Here is a 14,910-nt window from a genome sequence, read left to right as displayed (position 1 = left end):
TCAGTCCTTGCGGCCTTGAGCCGCCTGCAGCGGCTCGTCGCCCAGCGTCAGGGTGCGGTCATGGCCCAGCCATTCCTCCTCGAACAGACGCCAGGTCTGACCGCCTTCGCTGCCCAGCAGTTCGACGAAGCGACGGCCTTCGACCCGGTCCTGAAGTTGCCCGACATAGCGACCGGTCTGCGAAGGGCTGCGGGTCAGAAATACACGGCGATCCCTGTCCGGCTGAGTGGGTGAGATCAGGTTCAATTCCAGCCGATCGGGATTGCTGTTGCCACTCAGGTGCAGTTCGGCTTCGCCCGTCACGTCGTCCAGATGAAGGCTGGCGCGCAGTTTGAGGGTCTGGGCGAGTATCTCGCGATTGATCGAGCGATTGATGCCTTTACCCGCTTCGTAATAGTTGTCGGTGACCAGATTGTCCGGGTGATTGATGGCGATGCCCGCCATGGTCAGGCTGAGCACGACCGAGCCACCCAGCATGGCGATGATGATCCATGGCCAGAGGTGCCTGTACCAGGGGCTTGCAGCGGTTGCGGCGGGCATGGCGATGCTCTTAGCGGGTGGACGGGCCGATGAACCGGCTTCTGGTTTCGAGGCGAATCTCGTCGTCATGCACATCCCTGAGGATGAACGTGATGTCCTGCGTGCTCGACGTCAGGGCTTCGGCAGCGCTGGACAGTTGCACAGGCGTGCTGAGAATCTCGCCTGCGCCGACCGTTATTTCACGACGTCCCTGCCATTTCAGATCAGGCAGCCCATGTGCTTCCAGTGCATAGGTATGGGCGACCTGATCCTTGTTCATGACCTTGAGGCTGTAGACGTTTTCGATCCGCCCTTCAGCGTTTTCCCGGTACAGCATGCGGTCCTTGCTGACATCCAGCCCTACCAGAGAGCGGGTCAGGAAGGCGCTGATCAGCAAGCCGATCATCAGCAGCAACACCAGCGCATAGCCGATCAGACGCGGGCGCAGTGTACGCGTTGTGTGTCCTGACAATCTGTTCTCGGTGGTGTAGCTGATCAGCCCGCGCGGGTAGGCCATTCTGTCCATGACCGTGTCGCAGGCATCGATACAGGCTGCGCAGCCGATACACTCGACCTGCAAGCCGTCGCGAATGTCGATGCCGGTCGGGCAGACCTGCACGCACATCGTGCAGTCGATGCAATCACCCAGACCTTGCGCCTGATGATCAGCCTCTCTTTTCCTTGCCCCGCGTGGTTCACCGCGTTGCGGGTCGTAGGAGACGATCAGGGTATCCCTGTCGAACATCACGCTCTGGAATCGCGCGTAGGGGCACATGTAAATGCACACCTGTTCGCGCAGCCAGCCCGCGTTGGCGTAGGTCGCAAGGGTGAAGAACCCGACCCAGAAATACGCCCAGCCATCGGCCTGCCCGGTGAACAGGTCCGTGATCAGTTGGCGGATCGGTGAAAAATAGCCGACGAAGGTCAAGCCAGTGGCGACGCCGATCAACAACCAAAGACTGTGTTTGGCCAGCTTGCGCGCCAGTTTTCCGATGGACATCGGTGAGCTGTCGAGTCTGATGCGCTGGTTGCGGTCGCCTTCGGTGAGCTTTTCGCACCACATGAATATCCAGGTCCATACGCTTTGCGGGCAGGTATAACCGCACCACACGCGTCCTGCGTAAACCGTCACGAAGAACAGGCCGAACGCCGCAACGATCAATAGACCTGAAAGCAGGATGAAATCCTGTGGCCAGAAGGTTGCGCCGAAAATGTAGAACCGGCGCTCAGGCAGGTCCCACCAGATGGCCTGATGACCGTCGCGATTGAGCCAGACCGCGCCGAAGTAGATCAGCAGCAACACCACGCCGGTGGCCATGCGCAGGTTGCGATAGACACCCTCGAACGCACGGGTGTAGATGTTTTTCCGCGAGGCATACAGGTCGACGAACGCGTCTTCGCTCCCGGTCGGCGGTGTGATGTTATGTAGCGGGATCCGCTCACTCATGGCGCGGTCCTGCGGCGAGGGTATTCACCGGGCCGCCGTCGAGTAGCTTGCAGGCTCCTCGTTCAACTGGCTGATCCACGGATTCAGCAGTGCGACATTGCAGGGTTGGAAATCCGCCGTGTTACGCGTGACCACGGTCATGCCGTGAACCAGTGCGGTGGCTGCAATCAAGGCATCGCATTCGCTACGTGGGTCGGGAATATGAAGTTGTGAGCACCGTTTGGCAACGGCAGTGTCGACCGCCAGAATGCGCCCGGCGAAAGCTTTCAGAACGTGATGTTCCAGCCAGGTTCTGAGCGCTGCGCCCTGAATCGGATCACGTCGTTCGACACGCAGGACGCCTGTTTCCAGTTCAAGAAGGGTGATGGATGAAATGAACAGGCTGGACGCCATGTGTGACCGGGACCATCTGAGCACGTTGGCGTCCGGGCTGCGTTTTCTGAGTTCGGAGACGACGTTGGTGTCGAGCAGAAACATCAGGAGAGGTCCACTGGACGGGGTGCGATAGCAGCCCGTTGTGGTTCGAATTCAATGTCTTCAGGCATCGCGAGCAGGTCGGCAATGCTGGCCGCGCTGCCTGTCAGCTTCAGATAATCTTCGATTGAAAGCAGAACATGGGCTGGGCGGCCCCGGTCGGTGATGATGACCGGACCTTCTTTGGCAGCCTTTTTGGCGCCACTGGTGTCCTGATTGAATTCCCGGCTCGAGAGGGTAGTTGTCATGGGCGACCTCCTTGGAACAGACAGTGCAAAGAAACGAAGTCTAGCCATGTAGAAATGTAACTACAAGCCTGGAATCTCTTCAGAATGAGCCGCGATACTGTCTATAGACGGGCCGCTGCGTGGCCATGCTGCTGGATCATTCTGCTTGAGCCGGCTTTTCCTGACGCGACAGGCTGTACACGTACGCTGCCAATATATGCACCCGGTCATCACCCTGAGTTGCCTGTTGCGCAGGCATCTGCCCCTGACGACCATAACGGATCGTCTGTTGCAGCTGGGCAAAGCCCGATCCGTAGATGAGTCCCGCTGGATGAGTCAGGTCCGGCGCACCGAGAATAGCCAGCCCTTTGCCTTCGGCACCGTGGCAGGCGATGCAACTGGTTGCGTAGATCTTCTGCCCGGCAACCGGGTCGGCCTTCGCGCCTTCGGGCAGGTTTCGACCGTCCATGAGCGTGATGACGTACGCCGAAACGTCACGTACGCCTTGCTCACCCAGTACTTCGCCCCAAGCGGGCATGACCGCACGACGGCCGTTCAGGATCGAGGTTTTGATCGATTGCGGGTCGCCGCCCCAACGCCAGTTGTCGTCCGTCAGGTTCGGAAAACCATAGGCCCCCTTGGCGTCCGAACCGTGGCAGACCGAGCAATTGGACGCAAACAGCCGCGCGCCCATGCCCAGTGCTTTCTGATCCTTGGAGACTTCCTCGATGGGCATGGCGGCATATTTTGCAAACAGCGGGCCGTACTGGGCTTCAGCGCTCGCCACTTCCTTTTCCCACTCGTGAACGCCGGTCCAGCCTTGCTTGCCGTCAGCAAATTGCAGCTGTTTGTCCTTGTCCAGATAGGTGTAGCCAGGCAGCAGGCCTTGCCAGTTGCCCAGGCCCGGATACAGCACCAGATAGCCCACGGCAAACACGATGGTGCCGATGAACAGCTTGAACCACCAGTTGGGCAGAGGGTTGTCGTATTCCTCGATACCGTCAAAGGAGTGACCCATGGTTTCGTCGGTCTGATCCTTGCGCTCGCCCTTGCGGGTCGCCATCAACAGCCAGACCAGAGCGACCAGCGTGCCCAGCGTCAGGACCGAGACATACAGGCTCCAGAACGTACTCATGGCGCATCGCTCCGGGATGTTGCGGACCGCGTGACCTTGCTGATGGCTTCAGGATCATCGGCGAACGGCAGCAGCGTTGCGTCATCGAACTCGGCCTTGCGCTTCGGGCTGAACACCCACAGCGTCAGGCCGATGAACGCCGCCATCACCACCAGCGTGCCAAGGCCTCGAATCATTCCGATGTCCATCATGTTCACCGTTTGCTCTTGATGAGGGTGCCGAGGCCTTGCAGGTACGCGACCAGCGCGTCCATCTCGGTCTTGCCTTGCACGGCCGCCGCAGCACCGGCGATATCGGCATCGGTGTAAGGCGTGCCCAGCGTGCGCAGCACTTCGAGTTTTTTCGCGGTGTCCTTGCCGTCGAGTACCTTTTCGACCAGAAACGGGTAGGCAGGCATTTTCGATTCAGGTACCACGTCGCGCGGGTCGTACAGGTGCGCGCGATGCCAGTCGTCCGAGTAGCGACCGCCAACTCTTGCCAGATCCGGCCCGGTGCGTTTCGAGCCCCACAGGAACGGGTGATCCCAGACGCTTTCGCCTGCGACCGAATAATGACCGTAACGCTCGGTTTCAGCCCGGAACGGACGGATCATCTGCGAATGGCAACCCACACAGCCGTTGGCGATATAGACGTCGCGGCCTTCCACCTCCAGCGCCGTGCGCGGCTTCATGCCCTCGATGGGTTGATTGGTCACGTCCTGAAAGAACAGCGGCACGATCTGCGTCAGGCCACCGATGCTCACTGCAATGACCATGAACAGGGCGAGCAGGCCGATGTTCTTTTCCAGCACTTCATGCTTCATCAGTGCGCCCCCACGACGGTGATACGGGCCGCTGCCTCTGCTTCTGCAGGGCTGGAAGCGCGTACCGTGCGCCATACGTTCCACGCCATCAGGAACATGCCACTGGTGAAAATCGCACCGCCGATAAACCGCACCACGTAGCCGGGATGGCTGGCCTGCATGGCTTCGACAAAGGAGTAGGTGAGCGTGCCGTCGGTGTTGATTGCGCGCCACATCAGGCCTTGCGTGATGCCGTTGACCCACATCGAGGTGATGTACAACACGGTGCCGATGGTTGCCAGCCAGAAATGTGCGTTGATCAGGCCAACGCTGTGCATCTGCGGTCTGCCGAACACTCTGGGGATCAGGTGGTAGGTTGCGCCAATGGTGATCATCGCCACCCAGCCCAGCGCGCCGGAGTGCACGTGGCCAATGGTCCAGTCGGTGTAGTGCGAAAGCGAGTTGACCGTCTTGATCGCCATCATCGGCCCTTCGAACGTCGACATGCCGTAGAACGCCAGCGACACCACCAGAAAGCGCAGGATCGGATCGGTGCGCAATTTATGCCACGCGCCGGACAGGGTCATCATGCCGTTGATCATGCCGCCCCAGCTCGGCGCCAGCAGGATGATCGACATGACCATGCCCAGCGACTGTGCCCAGTCGGGCAGGGCGGTGTAATGCAGGTGGTGCGGGCCGGCCCAGATGTACAGCGTGATCAATGCCCAGAAATGCACGATGGACAGGCGATACGAGTAGATCGGGCGTTCGGCCTGTTTGGGCACGAAGTAGTACATCATCCCGAGAAAGCCTGTGGTCAGGAAAAAGCCCACAGCGTTGTGCCCGTACCACCATTGGATCATCGCATCGGTAGCGCCCGCGTACGCCGAGTAGGATTTGAACAGGCTGACCGGCAGGGCGATGTGATTGACCACGTGCAGCATGCCGGTCACCACGATGAATGCGCCGTAGAACCAGTTGGCGACGTAGATATGCCGGGTCTTGCGCTGCACGATAGTGCCGAAGAACACCGCGCCATAGGCGATCCACACGATGGCCAGCAGGATTGCGATGGGCCATTCCAGTTCTGCGTATTCCTTGGTGGTGGTGTAGCCCATCGGCAGGGAGACGATGGCGCTGACGATAACGGCCTGCCAGCCCCAGAAGGTAAAGGCCGCAAGCCGGTCGGAGATCAGCCGGGTCTGGCAGGTGCGCTGGACCACGTAATAGGACGTGCCGAACAGCGCACAGCCGCCGAAGGCAAAGATCACCAGGTTGGTGTGCAGCGGACGCAGGCGACCGAACGTTGTCCACTCCAGACCGAAGTTCAGCTCGGGCCAGACGAGTTGCGAGGCAATGAACACACCCAGTGCCATGCCGACAATGCCCCAGACCACGGTCATGATGGCGAACTGGCGAACCACGGTGTAGTTGTAAGCCGTCGGGCTGATTGCTGCGCTCATTTACAGACTTCCAGAATTCAGATTTTTGCGAGGCATAAGCGGGCTCTGGCGAGGCGCGACATCGCCGGAACAGACCGAAAAGGCGGGGCAAGTGGAGACCGGCAAAGCGCTCTGGCACAAGGTGTCTGCCACAGGTCTCTGGTCGGCAAGCTTAACTTTGAAAGGCACACGTGGGAAGCCAACGCACTCATCTGGCGTGGCATCGAGGTGCGGTTGCCGATCGGTCACGGGTATAGTCCGTTTTTTTACCGCTATCCCTATAGAAGAGAAGCATCCATGAGTACCGGTACACAGGTCGAACATCAGTGCACGCGTCTTGCGCAGGATAACGGCTGGCTATGGACGGCAGGTCAGCGCGATGCCGGGCAGGACCCTGTCACGCTGTTGCTGGCGCATGGTGCCGGTGCGCCAATGGACAGCGATTTCATGAACAGCATCGCGGTATATCTTGGCAGGCAAGGTGTGGGTGTCATGCGCTTCGAGTTCCCGTATATGGCCCAGCGACGCCAAGGCGGGAGCAAGCGTCCGCCCAATCAGCAAGGCCAACTGCTCGACTGTTGGCGTGAGGTTTATGCACAGCTGCGACCCTGTGTCACGGGACGGCTGGCGATTGGGGGCAAATCCATGGGGGGCAGGATGGCTAGCCTGATTGCCGACGAATTGAGCGTCGATGCGCTGGTGTGTCTGGGCTATCCCTTCTATGCGGTGGGCAAGCCGGAAAAACCGCGGACTGCACACTTGGCTGATCTGCGTACGCGGACGCTGATCGTGCAGGGCGAGCGCGATGCGCTGGGGAATCGTGAGGCGGTCGAACACTACACGCTGTCAAGCACGATACGCCTGCACTGGGTGCCGACGGCCAATCATGACCTCAAGCCGTTGAAAGCTGCTGGCGTTACTCATGATCAATGCCTGATGGATTCGGCAGAGAACATTGCCGTATTTCTTCGCGAATGAGTCATTTGCACAGCACCTCGAAGGCACCTTCGGTGACCTCGAATGCCACGGCCGACATGCTGAAACTGAATTCGCCTCTCAAACGCATCGTGCGCGGATTGGCTTCGATCAGTTTCAGTACACCTGCCTGAAAATGCCCTGAGTGGTAGATCACGCTCTGCCAATGGGGCGTTTCGTTATAGATGACCCTGATTCGGTCGTGGCCGATCAGGTTGTGCGTTCCGGGCCGCAGGTCATGATCGAAGAACAGTCCGATGCTGGTGCGCTTGTTGCCGACCTTGCCGTCGGCAATCACTTTCCAGATCCAGTGATCAGGCGCGTGGGACAGTTCCGGGCGCTGCGTCAGTCGCCCCAGCAGCGAGGTCAGGACGAAAGGCTTCTGGTTGACGCGGGCGTCGAAGGTGCCTTCGCTGGAGGGTGGGCGGACAAAGCGGCGAGTGGGCGTGACAATGTGGCGCATGGTCGGGCTCTTGAAGCGGGAGGGCTGTACGCCTGATGTGCATACATGAAAAGAGGGCGTTACGTTATTCACGTAACGCCCTGGCTAACGCTTCAGCAATCGCTTAGCGAATGGCGACGCCAAGACTGGCATTGTGGTGCAGCAATTTGAAGTCTGCGCCTGTGACCAGATTTTTCACGTAGTACCATTTCCAGCCCACCAGGTTCACCGCCGCGACGGTCGACGACCAGTAGTTGCCTTTGCCCAGCGGCCAGCGGTTGCCATAGGTGGCGTAGATTTCCTTCAACTCGTTGATCGACGGAATTCTGCCGCCCTTGGCCGAGGCTGCGCTGCTCATCTGCGACAGACTACCGCTGCCCAGCCCCAGGCAGTGAATGACCTTGGTGACGGTCACTTGATAACTCTTGCTGGCCCCCGATGCATCGGTGACCGAGATCGTTGCCTTGCCGTTGCCGCGCACGGTCGTCAGACCATTGCCGTCTACCTTGGCCACCAGCGGGTTGCTCGATGTGTAACGGTAAGGTGCCTGTCCACCCGAAGCCTGTCGCCTGACGCTGGTGCCAGCCGGAAGCGAAGGCAGCAGATCCGGCACGCTCGGAATCAGATAAACCTTGCCCGCCAGCGTGACGGGCGAGGTATCGAACACCAGCTCCTTTTCCACCGTGAGCCACAATGGGACTGAGCCCTTGGAAACGCTGTCACGCGTCACGGTGTAGGTGACGCTGACAGAACCGCCTTGCGAAGCGATGATCCATGCCTTGGGAACGTTGAACAGCAGCTCATTGCCCGTCGCAGGTTTGGCCGGCGTGTCATGACTGGAAAGACCGCGCCAGTTGAGCACCACACTGTCCTCGCCGCTCATGCCCGGGTAACTCACCCGCACCGTTGCCCCGGATTCAGGAATCAACGACGGTTTGACCACACCATCGTGACCGACCGTGTCCATGCTCGGTGCCGGGAGCTTCGTCAGGCCAGCGAGAACCTTCAAGGTCAGAGTCTCCGACGTCTGCACCAATCCATTGGCGCGGTTGACGGTATAAACCACTTCAACGTTCTGCCCGGCATTGGCGACCACCAGCGCAGGGGCGAAGACGGTTTCCAACGGCTGACCAGCCTCGCTGTCGATGAGGGTTTTTTCCTTGGTATCGCTGCCTTTCGGACCCTTCCACTGTACGGTGACCCGATCACCGGCCTTGAAGCTTGCGCTGGCGTCGATGACAACGGTTGCGCCATTCGGGGCGTTGGTTGGGTCGAGGGTGTCGCCGTTGGCTTGTTTTACGGTGGGGGTGGGCAAAGGAATCTCTGCAGACAGTTGCAGTTTGACCACCAACGGTTCCGAGTTCATGGACAGGTTGCCCGCCAGGTCGGTCACCGTGTAATAGACCGGGGCTTCGATATCGCCGATCAGCTCCAGAAAAGGTCTGACAAAGTCGACCATCACCCGCTTCAACCCCATGTCATCTTTAGTGACGACCGCCATTGGGCCTGGCACATTGTTCCAGTAAGTGCGAATCACATCGCCTTCTTCCATGCCTCTGTAGCTGGCAACCGTTCCCGAAAGGATATCCCCCATATCTTTAAGTTCGTCCGAGTTCAGACCGTCCTGAACTTGCTTCGGAAACAGGATGGGAGCCAGGACGGGGCTGCCTGGTCTTAGGCGATCAATTGTGATTCCGGTTTCCAGAGATTGCTCGGTCACCATGTTGACAGGGTTTTCTATTTCGTACCCGACAGTATGGCTACCTTCAACGAGCAAGCCGGCGGGGATTTCAAGCGTCAGGATGTCGTCTGGTTTATGACTCTCCAGAATGGGTTGCCTGGGGCCGATGAGGGTGTGGTCAAAGTAGAGCTGATAAGTATAACCGGGCATTGCGCCTGGCCAGACTTTGAACTCCACGATAAGTGGACTGTCCAGGTAAGCAATCGGTATTACGCCGTTATCCAACGCTACCGGAATGCTTGGCGCTTCCAGAACCGGGGTGTCTGCATTGAGTGCGAGGTTGTTATCCATACAAAAATCCTTTTAATGTTAAGTTGCGGGCCGTGAGGCCCGCACGGTCAGCGCAGGTAGCAGGTGACTTCGGAAGGTTTCAGCATATTGACAATAACTCGGGTAGTGACCGAGTTGGCCGGGCTCTGGTTACTGCCCTCTACAGGATTGACCGTATAGCTGGCCTCCGCAAAGCCGGTGCAAATCATCCGGGTATTAATAAAAGGGACTTTGAAGCGATAACCGTCCACGCTGTCGATCTCGTCCAGTTTCCGAGTCGCAATATACGTTGCACTGTCGATCGGGTTGTTGGCTTTATCAAAGCCCTTGAACGTGAACGTGATACGTTGCCCTTCTGCGATGTTGGCATAGGGCGCGATAGTTACAAATGCACCATCGGGATTCTCATTGGGGCCCAAAACGCCATTTGACGTGAGGTTGAATTTAGGACCTTCAAGACCATCAGGCCCGCCCGGCTGGTCTTCTTTGGATCTCACAGTGACTGGTTGTACCGGAGATTTGACAGGGTTGGGGTTGCCGCTTCGGGTGACTGTAAAATGCACCGGAATTGCCGGGCCTGTTCCTTGACTTCTGATGATGTCGCCATCGATAGGAATGATAAGGTCTCTGGCGTTGGACACGTCACTCGACTTGATTTGATACCACTGCGGCTTGACTTGCTCACCCCAATGAAGATTCAAGTCGTCACTGATCGTCAGGCCTGTGTTCCATTTTACGACAGCCCGTCCATTCAGTTCATAGTCATCCTCGTCGATAAAGTTATCGTCCTTGTTGGGGTTTCCCACACTGGTGCCCTGAATGACCAGACTGTCCAGGGGGGCCGGGAAAGGCAAGGCAGCGAAAACGTCGATATCCGTATATAAGGACAGGCCCGCGACTTCTTCTTTTCGTGACACTTCGTAATGAACGCTTACCCTGCCTTGCGGTTGATTCATAATTGCTTCATAAGGCACCCGAATTGTCATGACGATGTCTTCATTCTCATCGCCACCGGGCAGGATAACCGGCAGCAGAGGATTGTCGTCGCCCCAGAAAAGCTGGATGTGATCAAGTGCCGCTGCGCCAGGGTAGTGGGGGATATCAACCAGAACGCCTGTCTTCGCTTCGACGTAATCGATCAGGTCTCCAACTGACGGGTCGATAACGGGAGCAGGGAAGTTTGAAGGCGTGTCCTGAAGTCTCAGTACGACAGGCACCGGATTTGAGAAAATCGACGCGTTCCCTGCCCGATCAAAGACCTGATAACTGACCAACTGTTCCTGATCGCCTGCACTTTCCAGAAATTCGCGCGTGAAGGTAATGACGACTTTGTTCAGGCCCATGTCGTCTTCGCTAACCACCGCGTTCGGGCCTTCAATGCCACCCCACCATGTTTGAATGAGGTCGTGCTTCCTCATGCCGGTATAACCAGCGATTTGCACGTCAAGCTTGCCACCCAAGTGATCAAGCTCTGCCGCAGTCAGTCCATTCTGGATTTCGGGCGGAAACTGGATGGCTGCCAGTTCAGGCGCGCCGGGTGGTGTTTTGTCGATTTGAATCCTGAAGACACCCGAGTATTCCCTTACCTCGTTCGTAGGGTTGGTAGCCTTATACTGAACCTTGTGAAACCCTTCGGTCATGAGGTCTGTCGGAATTTCGAGCGTCAGCAGGTCACCTGGTGTATCAGATTCCAGAATATATTTAATAGGCCCAGAATCTTCATCGTCGAAATGAAGTTGATAGCCGTAGCCCTTTACTGCACCAGGCCAGACCTTGAGAGTGACAGTCAACGGAGCATCCAGCGCGTTGACGGGAATGAGGCCTGGCGTGTCCTGATCATGGAAGGCAACTTCGATATCGGGTGCAACCAGTTCCAACGGTTGACCCTTGGCATGTTTTTTCAGGACATGAATGGGGTCTGAAACAATACTGTTTAATGCTGTTTTCATAACTGATTTCCCAGTGGGTTATGTAATAAGATTTCGGAGCTTTTTCAGGTAATTGTGCGAGAGACGTTCGGTGGCGGTTTTGTTTGCCGGTTGTCTAAGTCACGATTTGACGTAATAGGTTTTTCGGGTTTATGTCAATAGGTGCTTTTGGTTTTTTCTCGTTTTAAAAAATTGTTTTTTATTCGTGCCTTGAGATGGCTTGGTTGTAGGATTTTATTTATATTTAATTCGGAGTTTTCCTACATTTATTGCAGATGCTGATGCCTACAGAAAAAGTGTCATCACGCTAATTTTCCTGCTTCGACAACTGAGGAGATGGCGGTGAATTATTCGGTAAAAGCATGCAGAAAAAAAAGATACCTTGTTTCACGTTGCGTGATTGTTTTGATCGGCGCTTCGTTGGTAGGCAAGGTCTTGGCAAATACTCAAACTGGCGGATTGATGCAGCCTTTACATTTGCCTGACGGGCAGACGGTTATGGCGGTACGCGTTAGCGGGGAGACATTGACGGTAGACTCGACTACCACGATCCCCGACTACTATAACGTCATGGACTCAGGTGAACTCAATATTATCGACAACGGCAGGATACAAGGAGCCTCATTCAGAGACGCGAAGCTGGTTATGAATTCGGGTTATGTAGAGCAAGGTATACTATTGGATGGCAGCTTTGCAGACATCAACGGCGCTACGGTAAAGGGGAGTTCTCAACCCGCTATCCGTGTCGGCAGTTCCGGTACTCCCTCTTCCGGTTCCACGTTGAAAGTCCGTTCCAGCGAAGTGACTGGGGCAGGCGTCGGAATAAGCGCTGGAGTCTTTGGTGATGTCGATATCAGAGCAACTAAAGTGTATGGTCACGCTTGGAGCCCGTTGGGTAGCCCGGGTTACGGTATCAGCGCTGCTGGCCCGAATATGGTCATTGCTGAAGGTAGCTATATTGTGGGTGATGAGAGTGGTATCAGGATTATAGATCCGGCGTCTGGTCAATTGCTGGAAAAGGAATCTGTCATCACTATCGATAACTCGACCGTTGAAGGTATAGGCGGTGCATCCATAAGGGTATATTATCGTGATTTGCTCGATGTTCGCGCAGATATTACGGTGCAAAACAGTTCCAAGTTGCTTTCCGGTAACGGCAATCTGCTGGAAGTCGCTGAAAGCAGCATTGTGGATTTCAAAGTGGATAACAGTACGCTTGGAGGAAATCTGGTTTCGGATGACACCAGCACCCTGAACGTGACGTTGCAAAACAACGCGAGTCTCACTGGCGATATCATCAATGGCAACATCCTGGCTGTGAAGTCCGGTGGCAACTGGCAGATGGTGGGGGATAACGCCATCAGGTCGCTGTCCATGGACGGCGGTAGTGTGAATTTCGCTGAAGAGGGATTTCATACCTTGTCGCTGAATGAGCTGTCGGGGCAGGGCAGCTTTGGCATGCGGGTGGATCTGGACCAAGGCGTCGGCGACCTGATCGATGTCAACGGTCAGGCCAGCGGGCAGTTCGGGTTGCGGGTGCGTAATACCGGATTGGAGGTCGTTTCTTCCGACATGGAGCCGCTGAAAGTGGTCCACACCGAGGGCGGCGACGCGCGGTTCAGTCTGCTCGGCGGCCGAGTGGACCTGGGTGCTTTTTCCTATCAGTTGAAGCAGCAAGGCAATGACTGGTTCATCGTGGGCGAGGACAAGGTGATCAGTCCGTCCACTCAGAGTGCATTGGCATTGTTCAATGCCGCGCCAACGGTGTGGATGGGTGAGCTTTCGACGCTGCGAACGCGCATGGGAGAAATTCGTGGCACGGGCCGGGGCGGCAGCTGGATGCGCGCCTATGGCAGTCGCCTCAATGCCACGACCGGTGACGGCGTGGACTATCGGCAGCAGATCAGCGGACTTTCGCTCGGTGCGGATGCGCCGGTCGAGGTCAGCAACGGTCAGTTGCTGTTCGGTGTGCTGGGCGGTTACAGCAAGTCCGATCTGGATTTGAGCCGTGGCACGTCGGGCAAGATCGACAGCTACTATGCGGGCGCTTACGGCACCTGGCTGGCGGACGATGGCTACTACCTGGATGGGGTGCTCAAGCTCAACCGCTTCCGCAACAAGGCCAAGGTGGCGATGAGTGATTCCAGCCAGGCCAAGGGTGATTACAGCAACACCGCAGTGGGCGGTTGGGTAGAGTTCGGTCGCCACATCAAGCTGGCGGACGACTATTTTCTGGAACCCTTTGCTCAGTTGTCCAGTGTTGTTGTTGAAGGGAAGGACTACCGCATGGACAACGGCCTGAAGGCGAAGAACGACCGTACCCACTCGCTGCTGGGCAAGGTCGGCACCTCGGCGGGTCGTACCATCGCGCTCAAGGACGGCGGCGTGCTTCAACCCTATGTGCGTGTCGCGTTGGCACAGGAGTTCTCGCGCAGCAACGACGTGAGCGTCAATGATGCGAAGTTCGACAACAGCCTGTTCGGCTCGAGGGCAGAACTGGGTGCCGGTGTGTCGGTATCGCTGTCCGAGCGCCTGCAGGTGCATGCGGACTTCGATTACATGAAAGGCAAGCATGTCGAGCAACCCTGGGGAGCCAATGTGGGGCTGAGCTTGGCGTTTTAACGCTTAGAGCGCAGCAGGTTTCATCCAGTCCAAGGCCCCCGGTGATCGCTCACCGGGGGCTTTTCAGTCAGTTATCGGGGAAGCGGCGGCTGATCCAGCGCTTTCGTTGTCGTTGTTTGGGCGTCAGCGGAGGCGAATAGTTGACGGTCACTTTCAATGCAGGTGACGTGCCGATCAGGTGTGTATCCCGATGGATTTCATAATAGAGATCGACAAGCCCGTACTGCGGCTCGGCCATGAAGTGGTAGGACAGGCACATCGCTCGCACGATGCTGTTCGCTCCGACACGGTGATAGACCTGTGTCTGGGATGCATTCCTGCCCCAGTAAAAGATGATCACGTCGCCTTCGCACAGTTTTACGGATCCGGGTATGTGAATAACGATGCCTGAAAATACTTGCTCCTGAGTGATGGCGTCAGGATTGACATGGGGCAGTTGAGGCGGTTTCAACGTGTCTGAAATATCAGACGGCGGCATCGCTGCAACCGCAGGCTTATTCTCTGCATAAGCAGCAGCGGGTTCTTCGACCACGTCTACTGCGTCTTCTTTCGGTCGTTCTACCGGGGGTGGTGTTTTCGAATCATCTTCGCTCATCGCGTTCCCTTGCCTAATATCGATAGTTGTTATGGGTATGTTGTGTTTGCAACGGCGGTGTGTCGTTACGGCAAATATTACAAGGCAATCTGCAGTCAATATCAAGTCATTCGCCATTGGCGAAGTGTACAGCAGGTATTTGATTATGGTGTTACAGGTTGTGTCTGTTTAAAATGTTTATTTATGACTGCTGGTCCCGTGTTTAAGGGGTCAGGCTTGAATTCGGATCTTTCGGTGCGATCAATTTTTCACGAGTAGCGTAGGACGCTTACTACAGTAATTTCTGAAAATTAGAAAAAGATTCTGCAATCA

At 56.7% G+C, this 14,910-nt stretch carries 14 protein-coding genes; 2 read left to right on the top strand and 12 right to left on the bottom strand.

What is annotated here, in order from left to right:
• From AC0IXS_RS05555 to ccoN, 8 genes are all read right to left on the bottom strand, one after another.
• Positions 1 to 540 (bottom strand): FixH family protein, encoded by a 540-nt coding sequence (locus AC0IXS_RS05555; protein ID WP_057410299.1) that lies wholly within the window; start codon positions 538 to 540, stop codon positions 1 to 3.
• Positions 541 to 550: 10 nt separating this feature from the next.
• Complete coding sequence (gene ccoG, locus AC0IXS_RS05550; RefSeq protein WP_122668531.1) at positions 551 to 1,966, bottom strand: cytochrome c oxidase accessory protein CcoG; 1,416 nt, start codon at positions 1,964 to 1,966, stop codon at positions 551 to 553.
• A gap of 24 nt (positions 1,967 to 1,990) precedes the next feature.
• On the bottom strand, positions 1,991 to 2,443 hold the full coding sequence (locus AC0IXS_RS05545; protein WP_057410297.1) for a type II toxin-antitoxin system VapC family toxin: 453 nt from the start codon (positions 2,441 to 2,443) through the stop codon (positions 1,991 to 1,993).
• Positions 2,443 to 2,688, bottom strand: coding sequence for a type II toxin-antitoxin system Phd/YefM family antitoxin (locus tag AC0IXS_RS05540; RefSeq protein ID WP_057410296.1), 246 nt, complete (start codon positions 2,686 to 2,688; stop codon positions 2,443 to 2,445). Before AC0IXS_RS05540 ends, AC0IXS_RS05545 begins: the two co-directional genes overlap by 1 nt.
• A gap of 136 nt (positions 2,689 to 2,824) precedes the next feature.
• Positions 2,825 to 3,802 carry a cytochrome-c oxidase, cbb3-type subunit III gene (gene ccoP / locus AC0IXS_RS05535; RefSeq protein WP_025995230.1) on the bottom strand — a complete coding sequence of 326 codons (978 nt, stop codon included), beginning with the start codon at positions 3,800 to 3,802 and terminating at the stop codon, positions 2,825 to 2,827.
• Positions 3,799 to 3,990, bottom strand: a complete 192-nt coding sequence (locus AC0IXS_RS05530; protein WP_122668564.1) for a cbb3-type cytochrome oxidase subunit 3 — start codon at positions 3,988 to 3,990, stop codon at positions 3,799 to 3,801. The genes ccoP and AC0IXS_RS05530 overlap by 4 nt, the downstream gene beginning before the upstream one ends.
• A 5-nt stretch (positions 3,991 to 3,995) precedes the next feature.
• A complete protein-coding gene (gene ccoO / locus AC0IXS_RS05525; RefSeq protein WP_057410294.1) occupies positions 3,996 to 4,604 on the bottom strand; it encodes a cytochrome-c oxidase, cbb3-type subunit II in 609 nt (202 codons plus the stop codon).
• Positions 4,604 to 6,046, bottom strand: a complete 1,443-nt coding sequence (ccoN, locus tag AC0IXS_RS05520; protein ID WP_057410293.1) for a cytochrome-c oxidase, cbb3-type subunit I — start codon at positions 6,044 to 6,046, stop codon at positions 4,604 to 4,606. The genes ccoO and ccoN overlap by 1 nt, the downstream gene beginning before the upstream one ends.
• Positions 6,047 to 6,322: 276 nt before the next feature.
• On the opposite strand from ccoN, the gene AC0IXS_RS05515 reads away from it, so the two are divergent.
• Positions 6,323 to 7,003: an alpha/beta family hydrolase gene (locus tag AC0IXS_RS05515; RefSeq protein ID WP_122690071.1), complete on the top strand. Its 681-nt coding sequence runs from the start codon at positions 6,323 to 6,325 to the stop codon at positions 7,001 to 7,003.
• 1 nt (position 7,004) lies between these two features.
• Here the strand turns inward: AC0IXS_RS05515 and AC0IXS_RS05510 are convergent, their stop codons facing one another.
• The 3 genes from AC0IXS_RS05510 to AC0IXS_RS05500 all read right to left on the bottom strand — a co-directional run bounded on the left by AC0IXS_RS05510 (position 7,005) and on the right by AC0IXS_RS05500 (position 11,402).
• Entirely contained in the window at positions 7,005 to 7,463 is a 459-nt protein-coding gene (locus tag AC0IXS_RS05510; protein ID WP_057410291.1) for a hypothetical protein, read from the bottom strand.
• Between the two features lie 103 nt (positions 7,464 to 7,566).
• On the bottom strand, positions 7,567 to 9,474 hold the full coding sequence (locus AC0IXS_RS05505) for an Ig-like domain-containing protein (RefSeq protein ID WP_320471267.1): 1,908 nt from the start codon (positions 9,472 to 9,474) through the stop codon (positions 7,567 to 7,569).
• A gap of 47 nt (positions 9,475 to 9,521) precedes the next feature.
• The gene (locus tag AC0IXS_RS05500) at positions 9,522 to 11,402 is read right to left on the bottom strand and encodes a hypothetical protein (protein WP_206756827.1); all 1,881 of its coding nucleotides are present in this window, start codon (positions 11,400 to 11,402) and stop codon (positions 9,522 to 9,524) included.
• A 441-nt stretch (positions 11,403 to 11,843) separates the two neighbouring features.
• Here AC0IXS_RS05500 and AC0IXS_RS05495 point away from each other — a divergent pair, with 441 nt between their 5' ends.
• Positions 11,844 to 14,003, top strand: a complete 2,160-nt coding sequence (locus AC0IXS_RS05495) for an autotransporter family protein (RefSeq protein WP_471826190.1) — start codon at positions 11,844 to 11,846, stop codon at positions 14,001 to 14,003.
• Between the two features lie 67 nt (positions 14,004 to 14,070).
• Here the strand turns inward: AC0IXS_RS05495 and AC0IXS_RS05490 are convergent, their stop codons facing one another.
• Complete coding sequence (locus tag AC0IXS_RS05490) at positions 14,071 to 14,598, bottom strand: hypothetical protein (protein WP_449116765.1); 528 nt, start codon at positions 14,596 to 14,598, stop codon at positions 14,071 to 14,073.
• Positions 14,599 to 14,910 lie beyond the last annotated feature (312 nt).

The sequence above is a fragment of the Pseudomonas sp. AC016 genome (assembly GCF_979253365.1).
This window is presented reverse-complemented; position numbering and strand designations above follow the sequence as displayed.

Bases quoted from the DNA above. Each gene is read 5' to 3' on its own strand.
- AC0IXS_RS05545 (WP_057410297.1), bottom strand. From the start codon at position 2,443: ATGTTTCTGCTCGACACCAACGTCGTCTCCGAACTCAGAAAACGCAGC.
- AC0IXS_RS05510 (WP_057410291.1), bottom strand. From the start codon at position 7,463: ATGCGCCACATTGTCACGCCCACTCGCCGCTTTGTCCGCCCACCCTCC.
- ccoG (WP_122668531.1), bottom strand. From the start codon at position 1,966: ATGAGTGAGCGGATCCCGCTACATAACATCACACCGCCGACCGGGAGC.
- AC0IXS_RS05500 (WP_206756827.1), bottom strand. From the start codon at position 11,402: ATGAAAACAGCATTAAACAGTATTGTTTCAGACCCCATTCATGTCCTG.
- AC0IXS_RS05555 (WP_057410299.1), bottom strand. From the start codon at position 540: ATGCCCGCCGCAACCGCTGCAAGCCCCTGGTACAGGCACCTCTGGCCA.
- ccoN (WP_057410293.1), bottom strand. From the start codon at position 6,046: ATGAGCGCAGCAATCAGCCCGACGGCTTACAACTACACCGTGGTTCGC.
- ccoO (WP_057410294.1), bottom strand. From the start codon at position 4,604: ATGAAGCATGAAGTGCTGGAAAAGAACATCGGCCTGCTCGCCCTGTTC.
- AC0IXS_RS05490 (WP_449116765.1), bottom strand. From the start codon at position 14,598: ATGAGCGAAGATGATTCGAAAACACCACCCCCGGTAGAACGACCGAAA.
- AC0IXS_RS05540 (WP_057410296.1), bottom strand. From the start codon at position 2,688: ATGACAACTACCCTCTCGAGCCGGGAATTCAATCAGGACACCAGTGGC.
- AC0IXS_RS05495 (WP_471826190.1), top strand. From the start codon at position 11,844: ATGCAGCCTTTACATTTGCCTGACGGGCAGACGGTTATGGCGGTACGC.
- AC0IXS_RS05515 (WP_122690071.1), top strand. From the start codon at position 6,323: ATGAGTACCGGTACACAGGTCGAACATCAGTGCACGCGTCTTGCGCAG.
- AC0IXS_RS05530 (WP_122668564.1), bottom strand. From the start codon at position 3,990: ATGGACATCGGAATGATTCGAGGCCTTGGCACGCTGGTGGTGATGGCG.
- ccoP (WP_025995230.1), bottom strand. From the start codon at position 3,802: ATGAGTACGTTCTGGAGCCTGTATGTCTCGGTCCTGACGCTGGGCACG.
- AC0IXS_RS05505 (WP_320471267.1), bottom strand. From the start codon at position 9,474: ATGGATAACAACCTCGCACTCAATGCAGACACCCCGGTTCTGGAAGCG.